At 70.3% G+C, this 20296-nt stretch carries 18 protein-coding genes; 5 read left to right on the top strand and 13 right to left on the bottom strand.

The features are described from left to right. Positions 1-304 precede the first annotated feature (304 nt). Positions 305-2050, top strand: coding sequence for a nitroreductase/quinone reductase family protein (locus AC5L3X_RS07225; RefSeq protein WP_494855883.1), 1746 nt, complete (start codon positions 305-307; stop codon positions 2048-2050). A gap of 85 nt (positions 2051-2135) precedes the next feature. Here the strand turns inward: AC5L3X_RS07225 and AC5L3X_RS07230 are convergent, their stop codons facing one another. The 8 genes from AC5L3X_RS07230 to AC5L3X_RS07265 form a co-directional block, all read right to left on the bottom strand. Next, on the bottom strand, positions 2136-2615 hold the full coding sequence (locus tag AC5L3X_RS07230; RefSeq protein WP_494855884.1) for a hypothetical protein: 480 nt from the start codon (positions 2613-2615) through the stop codon (positions 2136-2138). After that, a complete protein-coding gene (locus AC5L3X_RS07235; protein WP_494855886.1) occupies positions 2603-4567 on the bottom strand; it encodes a hypothetical protein in 1965 nt (654 codons plus the stop codon). Before AC5L3X_RS07235 ends, AC5L3X_RS07230 begins: the two co-directional genes overlap by 13 nt. Then, positions 4564-5463, bottom strand: a complete 900-nt coding sequence (locus tag AC5L3X_RS07240) for an S-4TM family putative pore-forming effector (RefSeq protein ID WP_494855887.1) — start codon at positions 5461-5463, stop codon at positions 4564-4566. Before AC5L3X_RS07240 ends, AC5L3X_RS07235 begins: the two co-directional genes overlap by 4 nt. 144 nt (positions 5464-5607) lie before the next feature. Then, entirely contained in the window at positions 5608-7740 is a 2133-nt protein-coding gene (locus AC5L3X_RS07245) for a peptidase domain-containing ABC transporter (protein WP_494855888.1), read from the bottom strand. Next, positions 7737-7925 carry a hypothetical protein gene (locus tag AC5L3X_RS07250; protein WP_494855889.1) on the bottom strand — a complete coding sequence of 63 codons (189 nt, stop codon included), beginning with the start codon at positions 7923-7925 and terminating at the stop codon, positions 7737-7739. The genes AC5L3X_RS07245 and AC5L3X_RS07250 overlap by 4 nt, the downstream gene beginning before the upstream one ends. Next, complete coding sequence (locus tag AC5L3X_RS07255) at positions 7922-8923, bottom strand: TIGR04500 family putative peptide maturation system protein (RefSeq protein ID WP_494855891.1); 1002 nt, start codon at positions 8921-8923, stop codon at positions 7922-7924. Before AC5L3X_RS07255 ends, AC5L3X_RS07250 begins: the two co-directional genes overlap by 4 nt. Next, positions 8923-9873 (bottom strand): MvdC/MvdD family ATP grasp protein, encoded by a 951-nt coding sequence (locus tag AC5L3X_RS07260; protein ID WP_494855892.1) that lies wholly within the window; start codon positions 9871-9873, stop codon positions 8923-8925. Before AC5L3X_RS07260 ends, AC5L3X_RS07255 begins: the two co-directional genes overlap by 1 nt. A gap of 60 nt (positions 9874-9933) precedes the next feature. After that, on the bottom strand, positions 9934-10083 hold the full coding sequence (locus AC5L3X_RS07265; RefSeq protein WP_494855893.1) for a hypothetical protein: 150 nt from the start codon (positions 10081-10083) through the stop codon (positions 9934-9936). 369 nt (positions 10084-10452) lie between these two features. Here AC5L3X_RS07265 and AC5L3X_RS07270 point away from each other — a divergent pair, with 369 nt between their 5' ends. Then, positions 10453-11208, top strand: a complete 756-nt coding sequence (locus tag AC5L3X_RS07270; RefSeq protein WP_494855894.1) for a hypothetical protein — start codon at positions 10453-10455, stop codon at positions 11206-11208. A gap of 22 nt (positions 11209-11230) precedes the next feature. Here AC5L3X_RS07270 and nhaA read toward each other — a convergent pair whose 3' ends face one another. After that, positions 11231-12571, bottom strand: coding sequence for a Na+/H+ antiporter NhaA (nhaA, locus tag AC5L3X_RS07275; RefSeq protein WP_494855895.1), 1341 nt, complete (start codon positions 12569-12571; stop codon positions 11231-11233). 235 nt (positions 12572-12806) lie between these two features. Between nhaA and AC5L3X_RS07280 the strand changes: the two genes are divergently transcribed. Continuing rightward, complete coding sequence (locus AC5L3X_RS07280) at positions 12807-13208, top strand: hypothetical protein (protein ID WP_189124813.1); 402 nt, start codon at positions 12807-12809, stop codon at positions 13206-13208. Positions 13209-13311: 103 nt separating this feature from the next. On the opposite strand, the gene AC5L3X_RS07285 is transcribed toward AC5L3X_RS07280, so the two are convergent. Then, on the bottom strand, positions 13312-13620 hold the full coding sequence (locus tag AC5L3X_RS07285; protein ID WP_494855897.1) for a hypothetical protein: 309 nt from the start codon (positions 13618-13620) through the stop codon (positions 13312-13314). Positions 13621-13677: 57 nt separating this feature from the next. Beyond that, positions 13678-13989, bottom strand: coding sequence for a hypothetical protein (locus AC5L3X_RS07290; protein WP_189124811.1), 312 nt, complete (start codon positions 13987-13989; stop codon positions 13678-13680). Positions 13990-14219: 230 nt separating this feature from the next. On the opposite strand from AC5L3X_RS07290, the gene AC5L3X_RS07295 reads away from it, so the two are divergent. After that, entirely contained in the window at positions 14220-17096 is a 2877-nt protein-coding gene (locus tag AC5L3X_RS07295) for an AfsR/SARP family transcriptional regulator (RefSeq protein WP_494855899.1), read from the top strand. A gap of 77 nt (positions 17097-17173) precedes the next feature. Here the strand turns inward: AC5L3X_RS07295 and AC5L3X_RS07300 are convergent, their stop codons facing one another. After that, positions 17174-17884 (bottom strand): SRPBCC family protein, encoded by a 711-nt coding sequence (locus AC5L3X_RS07300; RefSeq protein ID WP_494855900.1) that lies wholly within the window; start codon positions 17882-17884, stop codon positions 17174-17176. Next, entirely contained in the window at positions 17881-18555 is a 675-nt protein-coding gene (locus AC5L3X_RS07305; RefSeq protein WP_494855902.1) for an ArsR/SmtB family transcription factor, read from the bottom strand. Before AC5L3X_RS07305 ends, AC5L3X_RS07300 begins: the two co-directional genes overlap by 4 nt. Before the next feature lie 90 nt (positions 18556-18645). On the opposite strand from AC5L3X_RS07305, the gene lysS reads away from it, so the two are divergent. Continuing rightward, entirely contained in the window at positions 18646-20256 is a 1611-nt protein-coding gene (gene lysS, locus AC5L3X_RS07310; RefSeq protein ID WP_494855903.1) for a lysine--tRNA ligase, read from the top strand. Positions 20257-20296: the final 40 nt, after the last annotated feature.

The raw sequence follows: 20296 nt of genomic DNA on the forward strand, positions 1-20296 counted from the left end.
AGCGATAACGTAAAGACCATGACTGCCGGGTCGGCCATGGGCCAAGAGCGAGTGGGGCACCCGGCCACGGCGTGAGCGCCGGGCGGGCGCGAGGTCCACCGCGTCTCCTTACTTCCTGATCTGAAGCATCGTTCTCATCGCGCTTCCGCGCGCCCCTACGGCGTCGGCGCAATCGCCGTCACGCCGGCCGTTTCCGCGCGCGTTTTCCTCATTACTTCAAACCACTGGCCCCCATGTGGCGACGTGGTTGATTCGCCATGCCCGAAAACGCGCTGCGGAGCCATTTCCACCAAGAAAGCAAAGAATGCCGTACGAGTTCAACCAGCAGATCATCCAGGAATTCCGCGCCAACCGCGGCAAGGTAGGCGGGCCTTTCGAGGGAGCCCGGCTGCTCCTGCTGACCACCACGGGAGCTCGTTCGGGAGCCCGTCACACCGTCCCGGTCGGCTACCTGCACGATGGCGGAGGCCGCATGCTGGTCATCGCCTCGGCCGGTGGCGCGCCGCACCACCCGGCCTGGTATCACAACCTGCGGGCCAACCCTCAGGTCACCGTGGAGACCGGCGTCTTCACGATCGAGGCCGAGGCCACCGTCCTGGACGGCGAGGAACGCGACCGGTTGTTCGCCAATGCCGTGGAAGCCGACCCCGGCTGGGCCGACTACCAGGACAAGTCCGGCCGTGTCCTGCCCGTCGTCGCGCTGACCCCCGTCTCCCACACCTTTCCTGACCTGCCGGGCGGCGACGTGCTGAAGGCGATCCACGACGCCTTCAGGCGAGAGCTGGCCCTGATCCGCGCCGAGGCCGCCACCTCGGGTCCGCGCCTGGGCGCGCAACTGCGGATCAACTGCCTGACCCTGTGCGGCGGGCTGCACCACCACCACACCCAGGAAAGCGGCGGGCTGTTCCCCCACCTGCGTGACCGCCACCCTGAGCTCGACGCGGTCCTGGACCGGTTGTACGACGAGCACGCCGTCCTGGCCCGCCTCCTCGACGACCTGCAAACGGTGCTCTCAACCGAGCAGGCCGACCAGGCCGACCAGGCCGAACTGCTGACCGAGGTCGACCGGCTCATCGCCGAGGTCGAAAACCATCTCGCCTACGAGGAACTGCACCTCGTCCCCCTGATGAACGCGCTACCGCCCCGACACGAGGATCACTTGACCGTCACGCGCATCCCCACCACCCCCGACGACCACGCGGCCGTGATGGCCGAGATGCAGGGCCTGGCCTCCCAGGCGCCACCGCTCGCCGGCGACATGACGCCCGCGCTGCCCCATACCGGCGGCGTACCGGGACAGTGGGTCACCGCCACTGAGGGCTCGGCGACCGAGTCCGGCGTCACGTTGTACGTGCACGGAGGCGGCTTCGAGCACACCCAGCCCGCGCTGGAACCTCTCATGGCCCACCGCCTGTCCCAGGCCACCGGCCGCCCCGCTTTCAAGGTGGACCAGCGCCTGGCCCCCGCCGATCCGTACCCCGCCGCCCTCGACGATGTCGTGGCCGTCTACCGGAGCCTGCTCGAACAGGGTGTTCCCGCCGACCGCGTCATCCTGTCCGGCGAGTCGTCGGGCGGCACCCTCGTCCTGTCGGCCCTGCTGGCGCTCAAGGAAGCGGACGTCCCGCTGCCCGGCGCGGCCGTCGCGATCTCCCCGCTCACCGACCTGACCCTGTCCAGCCGATCCCTGGACACCAACGACGGCGAGGACGTGATCAGCCGCCCCGTGGCCGAACACGTCGTCAGCCAGTACCTGGCCGGAGCCCCGGCCGACCGGGCACCCCAGTCTCCCCTCCATGGCGACCTGTCCGGCCTGCCCCCGCTCCTGCTGGTGGCCGGGACCAAGGAGGTGCTGCTGGACGACGCCCGCCGCTTCGCCGCGGCCGCCTCGTCCGCCGGCGTCGACGTGACCCTCGACCTGTACGAGGGCCTGCCGCACGCCTTCCACGCGAGCGTGATGGCACAGGATCCGCCCCCCATCGCCACGACCTTCCTGCGCCGCCTCACCGACTGGATCACCAAGACACAGGCAGGGGGTACTGACGTGCGCTGATCGGTCCCGACAAGGGCCTGAGCGGAACCCGCATCGTGGTCGCGTACGGTGCTCAGCCGGTGCGCGACCACGCCGCGGGTCCGGGTCAGGCGCTGCGGTCACGGCGGCGAATCTCGGCGTGCACCTCCAGCCGGGTCGAGCTGCGATCGTCCCTGAGGTCAAAGGTCTTGGCCGCCTGGGCGAAGGCGCGGAGCACCGGGTCGAGTTTCCGCCACGCGTTGAACAGTTTGTTGGCCCGGGCGAAGATCCTCTCCTTGTGCCTGACCGTCAGGCCGTTTTCCTCGTCCTCCATCTCCTGCACCCGCTGGTGAAGGAGATCCAACTGCTGTGCGTACGTGCGCAGCGGCGTGACCAGCCCGCTGACCGTGGCCGCCTGCTGTTTTCCGCGTACGAACTTCCTTCGGTCTCGCAGTGCCTCCTTGAGCCCGTCGCAGCGTTCCAGGAGCGAGCGGAGAATGGCGGACGCCGGTATCAGTCGCGCGTCGAGGTTCGCATCCAGCGCCTCGGCCTCGCTCCAGATCGTTTCCGCCAGTTCGGCGGCTTGGCTCCAGGTCAGGGGGACCATGGGGGATCATGGTCCATCGCTTCCCGCAGGGCCTCCAGCGCCTCCCGCGCGGCCACGGCGCCGTTCACGAGTCCGGAGAACCGCGGCAGCGCCGCCTGCGCCGCCTGCTCAGTGACGGGCAGCAGTCTCTCCAGCCGGGTGAGATGCATGGTCGCGTCCCTCCTGAGCGAGCTGAACGACACGCGCCAGTCGAAGGGGAATCTCTCGTCGGCCTGAAGCGCGGGCACCTGGTCGAGGGCTGTTCTGATCTCCTCGGCCAGGTGCCGGGGCAGAATGACTCGGCCGATCAGGTCGTAGGCGTCCACGGCCGACGACGCCTCATACATCAGGCGTTCAAGGTCCCTCGCCTGCCCGGCGAGCCGCTCCACCGTCCCCGCGCGGACGATCTCGCCCAGATGCCTGTCCGCCTCCAGCACGTTGGCGAGGCGCTGCCGTTGCAGTGCGAGCAGGTGTGGAATCAGGTCATCCAGCCGGTCCGCCGCGGCCAGCCACCACCACAGCTCTTCCGCTCTTCTGACGGCGGGGGGCGCGTGCAGTCGGCGGAGCAGCCCTTTCAGGTCCTCGCCGAGCTCGTGGCAGAAGGTCGTGTAGCCCAGATCACCGTACGGAGTGGTCGTGGACGGCACGGCTGACGGTTCGTCCGGCTCGGGGACGACGAGCCGGAGCCGTGGCACAGGTGAGGGCTCGGGGAATCGCTCGGGAGGGGCCGGTGAAGGCTCGGGCTCCTCCGCCGGCTCGGGCATGCCCATCTGCGCCGACGTGACGAGGAATCCCGGCTGGGGCTCCCAGTCTGGTGCCGTCCTTTTCAGGAACGCGTTCACGCAGTGCGCGGCCAGGCGGAGGAACCACAGCCGCTTGTCCCGATCGTCGTCGAAGGTGATGTGCAGCAGCGCCGCGGCCGCCACCGAGAGGAGAAGTTGCAGCGTCCACGTGTCGATCGCGTCCGGATACAGCCGGCGGAGTTCCTCGGCCATCCTTCCCAGGAAGTCGCCCTCTGGCGCGGACTCGGCGTCCGAGGCGAGCACCCGGATCAGGTGGTCTCGCGCGTCCTCGGCGGGATGCCGTGCGTTGATCACGGACAGGGCCAGCATGGCGGGATCCCGGGTGAGGGGCGCGCTGGGATCGAAGGACGTCAGGTCCACCAGCCGGAATTCGGTCGCCTTGGCGCTGGACGCGGCGGTCTTCGGGACGAGAATGTTACCGGTGTGCAGGTCCCCGTGGGTGAGCCCGTTGAGGCATGGGAGAGTGATGCCATCGGCGGCGCGTAGCGTGCCGTCGGCCAGGGCCAGGGGATTGGGCAGGTTCGCTTGTGGGCTCTCGCCCGCGAAGCGCAGAGTCTGATGGGGTGGCAACCCGCTGCGTCGGGCCCATTCCAGGAGACTCCCGCCGTCCTGCCACGCCCAGCGGAGCTCGTCCCGCAGGAATGCGGCCGGATTCACCTTCGGGGCGGTGACGATCTTCCCGCGGTTCCACTCGCGGATGAGGCTGCCGCAGACGGCGGAGAAGACCTCGCGGAGCTCGGCAGGGGAGTCCAACTGGGCCATCTGGCGCATGCCGCGGAGCGTGCCCCCCGCGACCTGCTGGACCATGACCACGCCACCGCCGGCGGTCCGCCGGACGCCCAGCATGCGACCCACGAGATGTCTCTCGCCGAAGTCGTCCTGCTGGATCCACGCGGCCTTGTGCCGGGACGGCTCGTGCGCGAACTCCTGCTCGCACGCCTTGACCACGACGATGGTGGACGGCTGGACATCCTCCTGAGCCGCGTGCAGGAAGAGAGCCAGAAGCGGGCTGTCGGTGTATCCGGACTTCTCCCAGCGCTCAGGAGGTAGGGCGAGAAGGTAGTTCTCGTCGCGGGCCCACGCGTCCAGCGCTGCGACAGCGCTCTCGCCCAGAGAGCCGACGATGTGCGGCCGGTCCGCCGGATGGATGCCGCAATCCGACATGTTCATGGTCGTGGCCTCCCCCCGTTCCGGACCCGGGCGGCCAGATCCTCCTGCGCCGCCTCGTAGTCCGCCCGGTCCTTCGCCTGAGACCACCGAGAGAAGACCTCCGGCACCCGCACATGCGTCTGCCGGGCGTGCAGCACGACGTCCTGGACCTGTCGCGCCAGGACGAGCAGATCGGCGGCCCGCCCCGGCGAGTTGGTCCGGTCGTCGAGCAGGTCGGCCACCCGGTCGCGTTCGGTGGCTGTGTCACGTTGCGCCCGGTAGGTGTCCAAGGCCATCAGCAACGCCCCGATCGACGGCACGTACCAGCGGAGCAGAAGCTCACCGACGGTGAGGCCGACCGCCCAGCCGACCACCAACCCCGTCACGCTCCACACGCCGACCGCCGTCAGCAGGACGCGGGCGAAGCGGCGGCGGATCCTGGCCGCCCAGCTGAGATTCTGCGACTGGCAGCCCAGCACGTCGAACGGCCGGGGCAGCCCCACCGTGACGTAGTAGTCACGCACCGCCTCGTCGGACAGCTTGGAGCGTTGGGCCAGGGCGTGGACCTCGTGGATTGGGATGCGCTTGCCCGCCGCCACGTCGTTCCACGGCAGCTCGAACACCTCGACGTCGAACATCTCCTGCAGCAGCGCCGCCCGTCGCAGGGCCCCCCGGCCGACGGTGCCGAGTCCGGCGGCGTACGCGATCGCCCACAACGCGCCGCCCACCGCGATCGGCGTGGCCGTCGCGGGAGCCACGGCACCGACGAGCCCCAGCAGCCCGAGGAGCGCTGAGACGGACAGGCGCAGGCCATCGATGCGCTGGGCGCGGAGGTGGCAGAGGCGGGCGGCGCGCAGGAGGTCGTGCATGTGGGGCCGGTTCTGGCGCTCCTGGACAGTACCTGGGGGAGCCGGCACGTGTACCTCCCGCCCTGACAGGTCCCGGTAAGTCCGCATTCTCACTGTGGGCCCGCCGTCCCCACGTGTCCAGAACTCACCCGGTCGTGATCGCCTCCCGTCGAGCGAACGCGCCGAGGTCGTGGTCGGCGGCGGACGGCCTGGCTAACGGATGGACTGGTGCTCGCTCAGGTCGGCGTACCGGCCGCCGTACCTCATCAGCTCGTCGTGAGTGCCGTGCTCGACGACGCGGCCCGCCTCGATGACGAGGATCTGGTCGGCGTCGCGCACGGTGCTCAGCCGGTGCGCGATCACGATGCGGGTCTGGGTCAGCCAGGCGAGGTTCTGCTCGATCGCCGCCTCGGTGGCGGTGTCGAGGTGGCTCGTCGCCTCGTCGAGCAGGAGGACCCGGGGCTGAGGCAGCAGCGCCCGGGCGAGCGCGATCCGTTGCCGCTGGCCGCCGGACAGGCCGCTGCCCTCGGTGAGCAGCGTCTCGTAGCCCATCGGCATGGCCATGATGTCGTCGTGCACGCAGGCCAGTCTGGCCGCCGCCACGACCCGCTCCAGCGAGGCGTCGGGAACGGCCAGGCCGATGTTGTCCCTGATAGTCCCGGTGAAGAGGTGCGGATCCTGGGTGACCACGCCGAAGCGGCTGCGCAGCCAGCTCACGTCGACGTCCCTCGCGGGTGTCCCGTCGTACCAGATCTCGCCCTCGACCGGCTGGTAGAGGCCCAGCAGGATCCGTCCCAGCGTGCTCTTGCCCGACCCCGAGCTTCCCACCAGCGCCAGCTTCTGGCCGGGGCCCACGGCGAGGGACACGTTCCTGAGCGTCCACGGGGAGCGCGGGTCGAAGCGGAATCCGACGTTCCGCAGCACGACCTCGCCGCGCAGGCGCGGTCTCTGCCCGCCTTTCCGCTCGGGCTCGGCCTCGACGATGTCGGCCAGCCTCTCGAAGTGCGCGCCGGCCTCCTGGAGCTCCTGCAGGCTGGTCAGGAGCGAGGTCAGCGGAGTGAGCGTGGACACGGCCAGCGCGTTGAGCGCGATCATCGTGCCCAGGCTCAGCTCACCATCGAGCACCCGTGACGCGCCCACGAGAAGCAGCAGCGCGGGGCCGAGAATCCTGACCCCGGAAAGGACCGCGTCCAGGACGCCGCGGGTCAGGCCCAGGCGCAGGTCGGTGTTCATCTGGGCGGTGAACATCCCCGACCACCGCTCCATGGCCCGCCACTCGGCGCTGGACGCCTTGATCGTCTCGATGCCCCCGATGGACTCGATGAGCCTGCCCTGGGTCGTGGCCGCGGCGGTCAGCCCGCGCCCGGTGAGGTCCGTGATCCGTCTGCGGGTCGCCAGCAGCATCACGACCTGTACGGCCGCCACGGCCGCCAGGCAGCCGCCGAGCACGGGATCGCCCACCAGGACCAGGGTCATGAGGACCACGGCGAGCGGGCCGTCGAGCAGCGCGGAGAGCACCTGGCCGGACAGCATGGCGCGCAGGCTGGCCGCGCTCTGCGTGCTCATGACCAGGTCACTCGTACCCCTGAGGGTGAAGAACCGGTAGGGCAGCGCGAACAGGTGTCCGACCACCCCCGCCGTGAACTCGGTGTCCGCCCGCGCCCGCAACATGAGCAGCACGGCCGTACGGAGGTAGCTGAGGATCGCCTGGGTGAGCACCACGAAGCCGAGGCCCACGAGGAGGATCCGCAGCAGATAGCGGTCCCCGCCGGGCAGGATCTCGTCGATGACGAGCCCGGACAGCAACGGCAGGACGAGGCCGAGCCCCTGCAGCAGCAGGGACGCGAGCACCGCCTGGAGCATCAGGCCGCGGTGGCGCGTCAGGAGAGCGCGGACCAGGTCCCGGCGCCACGGTCCGCGCTTCGGGCCCTCGACGCTGAAGTCGGGGCCGGGCTCGAAGGCCAGGACGACCCCGGTGAACCCGACGTCGAACTCTTCCGCCGTGAGCCTGCGCCGCCCGGAGGCGGGATCGACGACCTCGACGACGTCCGGACGCCAGCGCTCGACGACGAGGAAGTGGTTGAACTCCCAGTGCACGACGAAGGGGCCGGGCACCGCGCCGAGCTGCGCGGGGGCGAGCGAGAGCGCCTTGACGCGCAGGCCGTACGACTTGGCGGCCTCGGCGATCGCGAACGCGTTCAGCCCGTCCCGCGACACCTGGACGTGCTCGCCGACCTCGCGCACGGTGACGCGTCGTCCGTGGTGCCCGAGGACCATCGCCAGGCAGGCCGCGCCGCAGTCGGCCATGGTGCTCTGCCTGATGACCGGCACCCGCCCGCGCCTCATCGTCCTGCCCCGAGGGCCGGCAGGATGCCGACCAGCAGCACGCCCGCCATGGACAGCCCGAGCAGTCCGGCGTAGACCCACAGGCCGATCAGGAGTCTCCTGGAGATCTGGTACGGCCGTTCGACGTGCCGCCGGGAGGCGATGTGGTGGTGAACCGCCTTCTCCCGGTACGGAAGCGGGTTCACCCGCCGGTCCGGTCGGCGGTTCCCCAGAACCACTCGATCTTGGCCGTGCTCCGGCGCCGTTCGAGCCAGTCGGCGAAGATCCGGCGTTCGGCGAGGTCTCGGACGGTGGCGTCGAGAACGGCCGGTTCCACGGCCAGCACCTTGATCAGCAGGTGACCGCGCTCTGTCGGGAAGGGCCCGACGACCGTCCCCGGTGCGGCCCCGAACACCTGGTCGGCCGTCTCCTGATCCAGCTCTCCCCTGCGCAGGGTGGCGAACACGTCGCCCGGCCGGGCCGTACCGTCGGCGAACGCCCGCTCGGCGGCGTCGAGGAAGCCGTCGGCGTCGGGCACGCGCGGCCCCGCCCCGGCGGTGAACTCGACCCGCGCGACGCGGGCGACGTCAAGCTCGTGACCGTGCTCGGCGAGCCACTCCTCGACCTGCCCGCCGGCCACCCGCGAGCGGAGCCGGGCCACGGACGCCTCGACGGCGACCAGCTCCTCCAGCTCGGGGTGGGAGAGGTGGTTGCGATCCATCCACTCCCGGACCGCGCCCGCGGTCAGCAGTCCCCGCGCCCGGCGGAAGGCGTCCGTCGCCACCTGCAGCTCGGCGTCGGTGAGCGGTTCCGGCGCCTCCTCCAGCAGCTCGCGCACCAGGCTGTCGGTGATGAGGCGGTCGGCCAGCCGGGACTCGTCCCAGATGAAGTCCAGGCAGGCGATCGCCCTGGCCACCGGCGTTTCGACTCCGTTCACCCGGAGCAGCAGATGCTCTCCGGCGCGGTGCACGCCACGCAGGGGCCAGGGCAGCGCCCGGTCGGGACACCACGAGAGGGAGATCGTGGCGCCGTCCCCGTCCTTGATGAGCAGGGCGTGGTGGAGCGATCCGTCGTACTCCTCGCGCTGCCTGACCAGCCGCACCCGGGCCGACGGGTGGTCCGCCCTGAACGCGGCCAGGTCTCGCCCGGCCGCACCGGCGCTGAGCAGGTCGACCGCCTCGGCGAGCATTCGCCCGTCCGCCATCACGTGCCTCCGCGCATGAGCAGCTCGCCAACGGCCGCGCTGATGGGCAGCCCGGCCGCGTCCTCGATCCAGAGGAACTGGCCGTTCGGATTGATCTCCAGGAAGACGTGGCGGCCGTCCGGCGTGCGGATCAGGTCGATCGCGCCGTAGGCCAGCCCGAGACGTTCGACCAGCTCCAGGCAGCGTCGCGAGATCTCGGCGGGCAGCTCGTGCGGCCGGATGGGCGTCGCGCCCGGGTCGTAGTGCCGCCAGTCGTACCTCGTGTGGTTGCTCACCTGGGAATGGATCTCCGCGGCGAAGATCGTGCCGCCGACCACGGTCACCCGGATCTCGACGTGCTTGGGCACGTACGCCTGAATGATGACCGGGCAGAGACGCAGGGCGTCCGCGTACGCGACGTCCATGGGGGTGACGGGGGCCGCGAACCGGCCGAACCGTTCGCCGTCCGTCTCGAGCCGGTTGCCGTGCACGGGCTTGGTGATCACGCGGCCCTCGTGCCGGTCGTAGAAGTCGAGAAAGCTCTCCGGATCGTTCGTGATCAGCGTCGCGGGCAGCTCGAAGCCCAGTCGCCCGGCCAGCTCCAGCTGGTACGGCTTGCGCGCCGCGCGGTCGATGACCGGCCGCGAAGCGGGGACCGTGGGGCAGCCGAGGCTGTCCCAGAGGCCCTCGGTCATCAGGCGGCACTCCTCCGCCACGTGGTCACGGGCGGCGACCCGCGGATCGATGACCGGGTCGAGCGGCCGGCGGTACCAGAGCGCGGTCAGCTCGTCGAGGACGATCCGGCGGCCGTCGCGGCCGAGCACCCGGCGGGTCGAGCCGTCGAGGGAGTGGCTGATCTCAAGGGTGGCGGCGGTCGGGAAGGAGGCGGGATCGAAGACGACGACGTCCGCGCCCGCGGCCATGAGCGGTTTCACGACCCGGTCGGCGTGCTCATCTCCGTCAGAGGTCAAGACGAGGATCATCGGCGTGGCTCCGGACGGGGGCGCGACGCGGTCGCGCCCCCGCGCGAACTAGTTGCTGTCGCCGGAGGTGTGGGTGTGGCCGCCGTGGATCACGATGACCTGGCTCTTGGCGCCGCCGCTCACCTGAAGAAGCTGCCCCTCGTCCAGCTCCGGACCGAGAGCCGCGATGTCGTCCAGCGTGGTACGCGTCCTGCTCATGCGTAGCCGCCCTTTCTTCCCGTACGGGACGCCTGGTGCGCCCCGTGGCATCGAGCAAGGTAGGCGAGCGGCGACCGGCCCCGCGTCCGCCACTCGGGTGATCTCGTGTCACCCCTCCAGCGGACGCGGAACGCCGTGATGGTCGGGCAGCACCGGACATTTAGCACCAATATGGGACGGCCTTCGTCAGCGTGGTATCTGACGCACGCCCGGTCGCCAGCCTGTTTACCTTGTGCATTTTTCCTTGACATTGCGTAAACTAGAGCAGGTAGGGGTCTTTACCCCACCCTGTAACCCTCGTCCCCGACACCCCGCGCCCACGGAATCCATGGCGCCAGCGAGCGTATGAACCTCTTCCATGACGACCCCATGTCCCGCCCTCTCACCTATCCCGGCCGCGTCCCCGCCACGTCGGGCGTGCTGGTGGACGACGCGTACCTGCCGCTGCGCCCCATCGCGGACGCCTCGGCGGGTGAGTGGCAGGCCGGCGACGAAACGCTGGACGAGGTGCTGGCGGAGCTCGGCCGCAGGCCGATGCCGGAGCGCCACCCGGTCGTGGCCGTGGGCTCCAACGCCTCGCCGAGTCAGCTGCGGCGCAAGTTCGTCAGGCGTGGGATCCGGCCGGTCATCCCCATGACGCTCGCCGACGTGGCGGGCCTCGCGCCGGGCGTCTCGGCGCACGTCAACCGGTGGGGATACGTGCCGGCCGTGCCGGTGGAGGCTCCGGGCGAGAGGTCACGACTCTTCGTGCTCTGGCTCGACGATCACGAGCTGGCCGTGCTGGACGCCACCGAGCCCAACTACGACCGCCGCCGCCTGCCCGTCGAGCGCCACCCTGTGACTCTCGAGTCGGGTGTCCGGCTCCCGCCCTGCTTCGTCTACGTCGGCCGCCACGGCTGCCTGGTGGACGAGACCGGCCAGGCCAGACGTCTCACCGACCAGCGGAGCCTGATCCAGTGCCTCCTGGACGAGTCGGCCGAGCTTCGCCGCCTGTGTGGGAGCACTCCTGACGAGTTCGTCGCACTGGTGCGGGACGAGACCCTGCGCGACACGATCCATCGGCTCTTCCCGGTGGAGCGCCGCGCCCTGCCGCAGCCCAGGCTCGCGGACCTGCCGTCGCACTAGCGCGCCGCTGTGTCCGCTGAGGTCATCCCTGCCGGGAGTCACCGGCGATGGTCTCGTCATCGGCGTCCTCGTACAGGTCGGGGATGCCGTCGTGGTCACGGTCGATGGTCTCGGCCTCGTGGACGCGCCGGTGGACGCGGCTGCGCAGCCGAAGCAGGACGGTGGCGAGCAGAGCCGAGACGATCGACGCGGCCAGGACCGCCACCTTGACGTGATCGTCGGTCGCGGTGCCGGCGCCGAAGGCCAGCTCACCGATGAGCAGCGAGACGGTGAAGCCGATCCCGGCCAGAATGGACAGCGCGGCCAGGTCGACCCAGGCCAGATCCTTGTGCAGGCGGGCATGGGTGAAGCGGGCCACCAGCCAGGTCGCGGCCATGATGCCGAGCGGCTTGCCGACGATCAGGCCGACCAGCACACCGAGGGCGACGGGGCTGGTCAGGGCGTCGGTCAGCCCGTCCAGGCCGTTCAACGCGACCCCCGCCGACAGGAACGCGAACACCGGCACGGCCAGGCCCGCCGACAGCGGCCGGAAGCGGTGCTCGAAGTGCTCGGCCAGTCCTGGTCCGGCATCGGGCCCCCCGGCCTTCTCGCTGCGCACGACCGGCACGGCGAAGGCCAGCAACACTCCGGCGACCGTGGCGTGCACTCCCGAGGCGTGCACCAGCGCCCAGGTGGCGAAGGCCAGCGGAAGCAGCAGCCACCAGGCGCGTACCCGCCGCTGCACCAGCGCGGCGAAGAGGCCCAGCGGCAGCAGTGCCGTCAGCAGCGGGATCGGGGAGAGCTGGTCGGTGTAGGCGACGGCGATGATGACGATGGCCACCAGGTCGTCGACCACGGCCAGCGTGAGCAGGAAGGTGCGCAGCGCGGTCGGCAGGTGGCGGCCGACGATCGCGAGCACGGCGAGGGCGAAGGCGATGTCGGTGGCGGTCGGGATCGCCCACCCCCGGGCGGCGCCCTCGGCACCGCCGGCGACCAGCAGGTACAGCAGGGCCGGAACGATCACGCCGCCCAGCGCCGCCGCCACGGGCACCGCGGCCCGGCGGGCCTCTCGCAGGTCACCGGCGACGAACTCCCGTTTGAGTTCGAGCCCGGCGACGAAGAAGAAGATCGCAAGGAGGCCGTCGGCTGCCCACGTGGCCAGACTGAGATCGAGGTGCAGCACCGCCGGGCCGAAGGTGAGATCGCGCACCGCCTGATAGCCGTCACTCCATGGGGAGTTGGCCCACACCATCGCCGCCACCGCGCCGACCAGCAACAACGTGCCGCCGACGGTCTCCTTGCGCAGGATGTCGGCGATGCGGCGCACCTCATGCCACGATCCCCGGCCGAGCAGGTCAGGGGCAGGTTGAGGTGCGTGGTTCATGAGTGCTCCGGTTTCGGGATCGGGTCGAACGTTGCCGACCAGACTTCCCGGCGCACCATTTCCACCCTACAGTCCGTCTTCGGGACCTGCCTCCGGAGCCCGCCTCCTCCAGCGAACCGTCCGCCAAAGCTCGCATTATGCGGACTTAACAATCTTTCCGGCACTATCGGAGATGATCAGCCGGTCGTCATCACCCGTACGCCCGGAAACCCCGTTCTCTCGGAGAAGAGGCCCCATGAGACGCGCGCTCAGCGCCGCCATCATCGCGTTGGCGACCATCGGAGGCACCGCCGCGATTTCCGCCCCGGCATTCGCCGCCCCCACCTCGGACGACCCCCTGGTCCTCACCAGCGACCAGCTCACGCCCGCGCTCGACTGCGACAAGCCCGCCACCCTGCTGAAGGACGGCAGGTGGCACGTCGTGCAGGCGAGGCACGACGATTGCCGCCGCAAGCACAAGAGGACCGAGTGCCTGACCGGACCGGTCAAGCACGGCAAGAAGTGGCAGGTCCATCTCCATGACGAGAAGGGATTCGTACGGGTCCACGGCTTCAAGCACAGGGACGACGCCGTACGTTTCGCCAAGAAGCACAAGCGCGACCTCAGTCTGATCGACTGCGCCGCCTACCGCCGCTGACCTCAGCACTCGGCGACAGGGCAGGCCCCCTGCCCTGTCCCTGTCGCCCACGTGAGTGACGCGAGGACGCTCCGCCCGGAGCGTTGTGAACGTCAGGCTCCGACTACCTGAAGCGAACGCGTCCGTCCCTCAGCTCTTCGTCGAACTGGCAGCTGGCGATGGACTTCTCGCCTCCGGACCGCCACTGTCCGTACCTGAGCGTAGGCACGGGATTACCGGGCTTGTAGCACCGGGCCTCCGCCTGGTACTCCCCGGTTCCGGCGTGGCAGGACACGGAGAAGGTACGAGAGGTGGACGTTGTGACGCAGTTGGTGGGCTGGGCTTGCGCGGCCGTCGCCGGCAGGGCCAGGCCGCCGGCCATGATCCCGCCGAGCACGGCCACCTGCAGTGCCCGCTTCATCTTCGAACCCATGACTCTCCTCTCACGGGCGGCACCCGTCCGGGCACCGCCCCAGACAGCGGACCCGGACTAGGAGAGGATGATGCCGCCCCCGCCCACCTCTTCCGTGCTCTGACAGCTGACGTTGGACCTGTCGCCTCCAGGGCTCCGCCAAGGGCCGTGCCTGATCGTGTACTTGAGCGTATTGATCTTGTAGCACCTGGCCCACACCTGGTAGGTGCCAGTGCCCTTGCCGCACCATCCGGACCAGCCATTGCCATAGGGGACGCTGCTGCAGTTGCTGGGTGTGGCCTGCGCGGCCGTCGTGGGCAGGACCATGGCGCCGGCCATGATCCCGCCGATCGCGGCCACCTGCAGCATCCGTTTCACCTTCGAACCCATGACTCTCCTCTCACGGGCGGCACCCGTCCGGGCACCGCTCCAGACCCCCGCGGACCCGGGCCGAGCATGCCCCAAAAGGGGATTTTCAGCCTGTTCAACAGGGTTTCGGCGAACCTGTCCGAAGAATAAGTAAGGCGATTTATACAGCGACTTGTGATCGGCTATCGATACACTTGCCGAAGATCACTCAACGGGACTCAAGATCTTGCTGGCGCTGCGGGGGGCAGGCGTTGCGGTTCTTCATCCTCGGTCCGGTCGAGGTGGCGACGGCTGACGGACCGGCATCGGTAGCCCGGCCTCGGCATCGTGCGCTGCTCGCCTACCTGTTGCTCCAGGCCAACCAGGTGATATCGCCTGACCAGCTCATCGAGGCGATCTGGGGTGGCGCCGAGCCGAGCTCCGCGCGGTCGCAGATCCACGTGGCGCTATCCGAACTGCGCCGAGCCCTGCGAAAACTGGGCCTGGACGAGGTCATCGCCACCAGACCCGGTGGCTACCTGCTGGCCCTGGCCGACGACGAACTGGACGCCGGCAGATTCGGACGCCACGTCGAAGCGGCTCGGGATCTGCGGAAACGCGACGAACTCGAGGAATCCGTCCGGAGGCTGCGGGCGGCACTCGGGCTGTGGCGCGGTCATGCCCTGGCCGACATCAGCGCGGCGTACGCGCAGTCGGCACGGCAGGCGCTGCACGAGCGCCGGCTGAACGCGCACGAGTCGCTGGCCGAAGCCGAGCTCACACTCGGGCACCACGACGCCCTGCTTCCGGCGCTGGGCAAGCTCGTCGAGCAGCATCCGTTACGAGAGCGCCTGGTCTGCCATCTGATGCTCGCCCAGTATCGGGCCGGCATGCAGGCCGAAGCCCTGCTGACGGCCCGACGCCTGCGCGCCCGGCTGGTCGAGGAGCAGGGACTCGATCCCAGCACCCGGTTCTCGGCTCTGGAGAAGGCCATCCTCAACGCCGATCCGGCACTGGACCTCGCTCCCAGAACCATCACGATCTCGGCGCCGTCCAGTGACACCACACCGGCCCAGTTGCCTCTGGACACGTGGGGATTCACCGGCCGTGATCGCGAGTTGGCCGAGCTGGATCTGCTGGCCGACGTGCGGGACACACCACCTGTGGTGTTGATCGTGGGCACCCCTGGGGTCGGAAAGACCGCGCTGGCCGTCCGCTGGGCTCATCGTCACGGGGATCGGTTCCCCGACGGGCAGCTTTACGTGAACATGCGGGGATTCGACCAGGATCGGCCTCCGCTGGACTCCTTCGCCATCCTGCGTCGCTTCCTGTCCTCATTGGGAGTGGATCCCGGCGCCACACCCGAGGACGTGGACGAGGCCGCCGCCCTGTTCCGATCGCTGCTCGCACGACGCCGAGTTCTGATCGTGCTGGACAACGCCCGCAGCGCCGACCAGGTACGGCCACTGCTGCCGGGCTCGGCGACCTGCGCCGTCCTGGTGACCAGCCGCAACCGGTTACGCGGGCTGGTGGCCCACGAAGGTGCCCGCCTGCTCCAGCTCGGCCCGCTCACCGAGGACGAGGCGAGTGACCTGCTCCGCGTGGCTCTGGCCGGAGGAAGTGACGCTCTGGCCGGAGGAAGTGACGAGGACGGCGACGTGGCCGCCAGGCAGGTGGCCCTGCGGTGCGCGTACCTGCCGCTGGCCCTGCGGTTGGCGGCGGCGCAGCTCACCGGCCAGCGACACCTGACGCTCGCTGACTACGCCCGCCAGTTGACGACCGGCGACACACTGGCCGTGCTCGACGAGCACGGCGACCTGGACGGCGCCGTCAGCACCGCGTTCCGGCTCTCGTACCAGGCCCTGCCTCCCGCGACACAACGCCTGTTCCGCCTGCTGAGCCTGCTGCCGGGACAGGACTTCGCGCCTGTCGCCGCGGCCGCCCTGCTCGGCGTCTCCCTCGCCACCATTCGACCCCGGCTCGAAGAGCTGTGCATAGGCCACCTGGTCAGCGAGCATCGCCCCGGCCGGTACGCGATGCACGACCTGCTGCGCAGCTATGCCGTCCGCACCCTGGAGAGCGAAGAGCCCGAGGCCGACCGCACGACGGCCGCCCGGCGCCTGGTCGACTTCTACGCGGAGACCGTCTTCGAGGCCTACCCGTTGCTCCAGCCTCGCCGGCTGGCGGGCGACAGGGAGGTGGTCTATCCCCCGCGCGAGCCCCTGCGTTTCGCCGACAGGGCGTCCGCGCTGGACTGGCACGATCAGGAGCTCGAGAACCTGGTCGGTGTCGTCGCCCTGGCCACCGCGCACGCCTGGCATCGCCGCGCATGGCAGTTGGCCGCCGATCTGCTCGCCTACTTCATCATTCGGCGGCGTTGGCCGGAGTGGCTGTCCGTTCTGCGAACAGGCCTGCTCTCGGCCGAGCGAAGCGGCCAGCCGGAGGGCATGGCGCACATGGAGAACGCCCTGGGGGTGGTCCACAAGCAGATCGGCAGGTACGCGGCGGCACGCGAGCACTACGGCAGAGCGATCGAGCTGGCGGCCAGGGCCGGCAACATGCGCATGGTCGCCGCGTTCAACGCGAACCTGGGGGGACTCGCCATCAACGAGGGCGATCTCGAAGGCGGCCTGCGCCACCTGCGGACCGCCCTGTCCATTCCGGAGTACGGGCAGGTCCCCCAGTACGCCGTCGCGGCCTACATCAACCTGGGGTGCGCCCTGATCGACATGGAGAGGTATCCGGCGGCGGCCGACGCACTCCAGCGGGCACTCATGTTCGCCGACGTCGCCGACGACACACAGCAAGCCTGCTACTCCCATCACAACCTGGCCGAGATAGCGCTACGTCAGGGAGATCCGGTCACGGCCCGTCGGCACGCCGAGCGCCAACTGCGGCTGGCCGAAGAGATCGGCGATCCGCTGCGGAGGGCCTCCGCTCACGACAGCCTCGCCTCCGCCCTTGTCCACGAGGATGGGGCCACCGCCCGGACCCACTGGCTGGAGGCGCGGCGTATCTATCGGGAGCTCGATCATCAGATCGCCGCCGTACTCGACGAATGGCTCGCGGCTCTCGACACCCTCAGCGACGCGGCCGAGCTCGCCGCGGCCGACGAAGCCCGCCGCCGCCGGTGTCGCCACCTCATCTGAGCCGGTCGCACCACCTGGGGAACCCGCACCACCAGCGGTCACGTTCCGTGTCGCACGGTCTCGCCCCGTCGAGACGATCAGCGGGCGATGGCCCGCTGCCACCAGCTGGTCCAGCGGGATTCGAGGTCGGCGAACCGGTCGTCGGTGAGGTCGTACGCGGTGAGGACCATCATGGCGACCCCGTCGGCGTGGGTGGCGGTGGCCGGGGAGTGCGCGGCGATGAGCAGGCCGTCGCCCCACCCGTCGACCGTGAACCCGACCTGGTGGTCCGAACGGAACCAGACCCGGCCGGCGAGCGTCTCCCCGGCCGGCGTGACGGCCTCGTACGGGCTGCCGGGAGGCAGGGCCACGGCGGCGTCCAGCCCCGCGGCGGTCAGCGGTGACGTGGTGCCGGGCCCGTGCAGGAAAAGGGTGCGCCGGTCGGCGCCGGGATGCCGCTCCAACGCGAACTTGAGTTGGTGGATGAAGGTCACCCAGCCCTCGTTGACGTCGTCATAGTAGGCGTCCCAGTCGGGGTCGCCGCTCAGGGGCGCCCGGGTCATCCGCAGCCGGGTGCGCCCGTCGCCGGCCTCGGTCAGCTCGAACCGGTCGCCGCCCTGGACCTCCATCCAGTGCTCGTCGGCCGATTCGGTGACGTGCTGGGCGTAGATGAGGTCGATCTCCTTGTCGAGCCCGTCGAAGTGCCATCCGTGCCAGCGCCGGATCTGCTCCGGGTCGCGCAGCGCGGTCCACACCTCCTCGACGGGCGCGGCGATGGTGACCTCGACGGTGAAGCGCTCATCGGTCATCTCTCAGGCTCCTTACCTGGGGCGGGATGCCCCCCGGCGACGAGCCGGTACGGCCGGCCGCCAGGGCTGTCGTATCGGGCCGCGACCCGCGCAACGGCCTCGGCCAGTTCGTCGGTGAAGCGGTGCACGTCGCCCGGCTCGGCGAACCGCACCTCGGCTTCGAGGGTGAAGGTGAGCAGCCGGACGCCCTGCCGGTCGGCCTCGGCGGCCATGCGCGTGACGTGGCGTACGGTGCCGGCGGCGGCCTCGACGAGGTGCTCGGCGGCGTACCGGTCGGCGATGCCGTGGAAGCCGGCCTCGACGTCGGCCCGCGAGACGTCGGCTCGCGGGCTGTCGGCCCGCGAGCTGTCGGCCCGCGAGACGTCGGCCCGCGAGACGTCGGCCCGCGAGGCGAGGACGTCGGGGTCGACGAGGAAGGCGTTGGCGGTGGTCCGCATGACGCGCTCGACGAACCCGCGCCGGGGCCGCTCCTCCACCAGCTCGATCAGCCCCTGCCCTTCCAGCACCTTCAGGTGGTAGCCCACCCTCTGGCGCGGCAGGTCGAGCTCGGCGGCGAGCTGCACCGCCGACGCGGGCTCGCGCAGGCGGGCCAGCAACTCCCTGCGGATCGGCGTCAGGGCGACGCGCAGGCGGTCCGGCTCGTCCATGAGCGACATCTCGGTGGCTGCCACGGCCACATGACATCATTAGACAAATATTTCTGTCAATTGAGCCGATCGGTCGCGTTGGCCTGAACACCGGGGAGCCGCGACAATGGCGCGATGAGCGCAGCTGACAGTGCGGAGAGCGACTGGGTTTCCAAGTTCGCCGACGAGGTGATCTCCGAGGCGGAGCGGCGCGCGCCGGGCGAACCCATCGTCTGCGCCTCCGGGCTGAGCCCGTCCGGGCCGATCCACCTGGGCAACCTTCGTGAGGTGATGACCCCTCACCTGGTCGCCGACGAGATCCGCAGGCGCGGCCTCGACTGCGTGCACCTGTTGTCGTGGGACGACTACGACCGCTTCCGCCGCGTCCCCGCGGGCGTCGACCCGTCGTGGGAGGAGCACATCGGCAAGCCGCTGACCTCCGTGCCCGCGCCTCCGGGCAGCTCCCACGCGAGCTGGGCCGAGCACTTCAAGGCGCCGATGACCGCCGCGCTGGCCGAGCTGGGCGTCGAATACCGGGCGATCAGCCAGACCGAGCAATACACCTCGGGCGCCTACCGCGAGCAGATCCTGCTCGCCATGCGCGAGCGGCGGCGGATCGACGAGGTCCTGGCGCGCTACCGCACCAAGCAGGTCGACGCCTACTTCCCCTACAAGCCCTACTGCGAGCTCTGCGAACGCGACCTCACCACGGTCACCGCCTACGACGACGACACCACCGAGCTGGCCTACACCTGCGTGTGCGGGTTCGGCGAGACCGTGCGGCTGGCCGAGCACGACCGCGGCAAGCTGGTGTGGAAGGTCGACTGGCCGATGCGCTGGGCGTACGAGGGCGTGGTGTTCGAGCCGTCGGGGGTCGACCACCACTCGCCCGGCTCGGCCTGGATCGTCGGCGAGCAGATCGTGGGCGAGGTGTTCGGCGGCGAGCAGCCGATCGGCCCGATGTACGCCTTCGTCGGCATCACCGGCATGTCCAAGATGAGCAGTTCCAAGGGCGACGTGCCGATCCCGGCCGACGCGCTGGAGATCATGGAAGCTCCGGTGCTGCGCTGGCTGTACGCGCGGCGCAAGCCGTCCCAGTCCTTCAAGGTCGCCTTCGACCAGGAGATCCAGCGGCTGTACGACGAGTGGGACGCCCTCGGCCGCAAGGTCGCCGCCGGGAGCGCCCTGCCGGCCGACCGGGCCGCCTACGACCGGGCCGTCCGCACCGCCGAGGGGCCGCTGCCGGTCACTCCCCGGGCGGTGCCCTATCGCACGCTGGCCTCGATCGTCGACATCACGACCGGTGACGCCGAGCAGACCCTGCGGATCCTCGGCGACCTCGACGCGATCACCGCGCTGGACGCGGCGCGACCGAGGCTCGACCGCGCCCAGCGCTGGGTCGACACCCAATTGGCCGCCGACCAGCGCACCCGCGTGCGCGAGTCGCCGGACGAGGAGCTGCTGAGCTCGCTCGGGCAGGACGACCGCGACTCGCTGCGGCTGCTGCTCGACGGCCTGGACGAGCACTGGTCACTCGACGGGCTGACCACACTGGTCTACGGCGTGCCGAAGGTGCGGGCGGGGTTGCCACCCGACGCGAAGCCCACGCCCGAGGTCAAGGTGGCGCAGCGGGAGTTCTTCGCGCTGCTCTACCGGCTGCTGGTGGGCCGCGACACCGGGCCGCGGCTTCCGACGCTGCTGCTGGCCGTGGGCGCCGACCGGGTACGAAAGCTGGCAGGCGGTTGACTGGGGTCCCGGCGCCACGGTCCCGGTGCCGGGAGTTCCA

This window comes from Nonomuraea sp. CX421 (assembly GCF_059358955.1).

Bases quoted from the DNA above. Each gene is read 5' to 3' on its own strand.
- AC5L3X_RS07245 (WP_494855888.1), bottom strand. From the start codon at position 7,740: ATGAGGCGCGGGCGGGTGCCGGTCATCAGGCAGAGCACCATGGCCGAC.
- AC5L3X_RS07255 (WP_494855891.1), bottom strand. From the start codon at position 8,923: ATGGCGGACGGGCGAATGCTCGCCGAGGCGGTCGACCTGCTCAGCGCC.
- AC5L3X_RS07225 (WP_494855883.1), top strand. From the start codon at position 305: ATGCCGTACGAGTTCAACCAGCAGATCATCCAGGAATTCCGCGCCAAC.
- AC5L3X_RS07235 (WP_494855886.1), bottom strand. From the start codon at position 4,567: ATGAACATGTCGGATTGCGGCATCCATCCGGCGGACCGGCCGCACATC.
- nhaA (WP_494855895.1), bottom strand. From the start codon at position 12,571: ATGAACCACGCACCTCAACCTGCCCCTGACCTGCTCGGCCGGGGATCG.
- lysS (WP_494855903.1), top strand. From the start codon at position 18,646: ATGAGCGCAGCTGACAGTGCGGAGAGCGACTGGGTTTCCAAGTTCGCC.
- AC5L3X_RS07290 (WP_189124811.1), bottom strand. From the start codon at position 13,989: ATGGGTTCGAAGGTGAAACGGATGCTGCAGGTGGCCGCGATCGGCGGG.
- AC5L3X_RS07300 (WP_494855900.1), bottom strand. From the start codon at position 17,884: ATGACCGATGAGCGCTTCACCGTCGAGGTCACCATCGCCGCGCCCGTC.
- AC5L3X_RS07270 (WP_494855894.1), top strand. From the start codon at position 10,453: ATGTCCCGCCCTCTCACCTATCCCGGCCGCGTCCCCGCCACGTCGGGC.
- AC5L3X_RS07280 (WP_189124813.1), top strand. From the start codon at position 12,807: ATGAGACGCGCGCTCAGCGCCGCCATCATCGCGTTGGCGACCATCGGA.
- AC5L3X_RS07230 (WP_494855884.1), bottom strand. From the start codon at position 2,615: ATGGTCCCCCTGACCTGGAGCCAAGCCGCCGAACTGGCGGAAACGATC.
- AC5L3X_RS07285 (WP_494855897.1), bottom strand. From the start codon at position 13,620: ATGGGTTCGAAGATGAAGCGGGCACTGCAGGTGGCCGTGCTCGGCGGG.
- AC5L3X_RS07265 (WP_494855893.1), bottom strand. From the start codon at position 10,083: ATGAGCAGGACGCGTACCACGCTGGACGACATCGCGGCTCTCGGTCCG.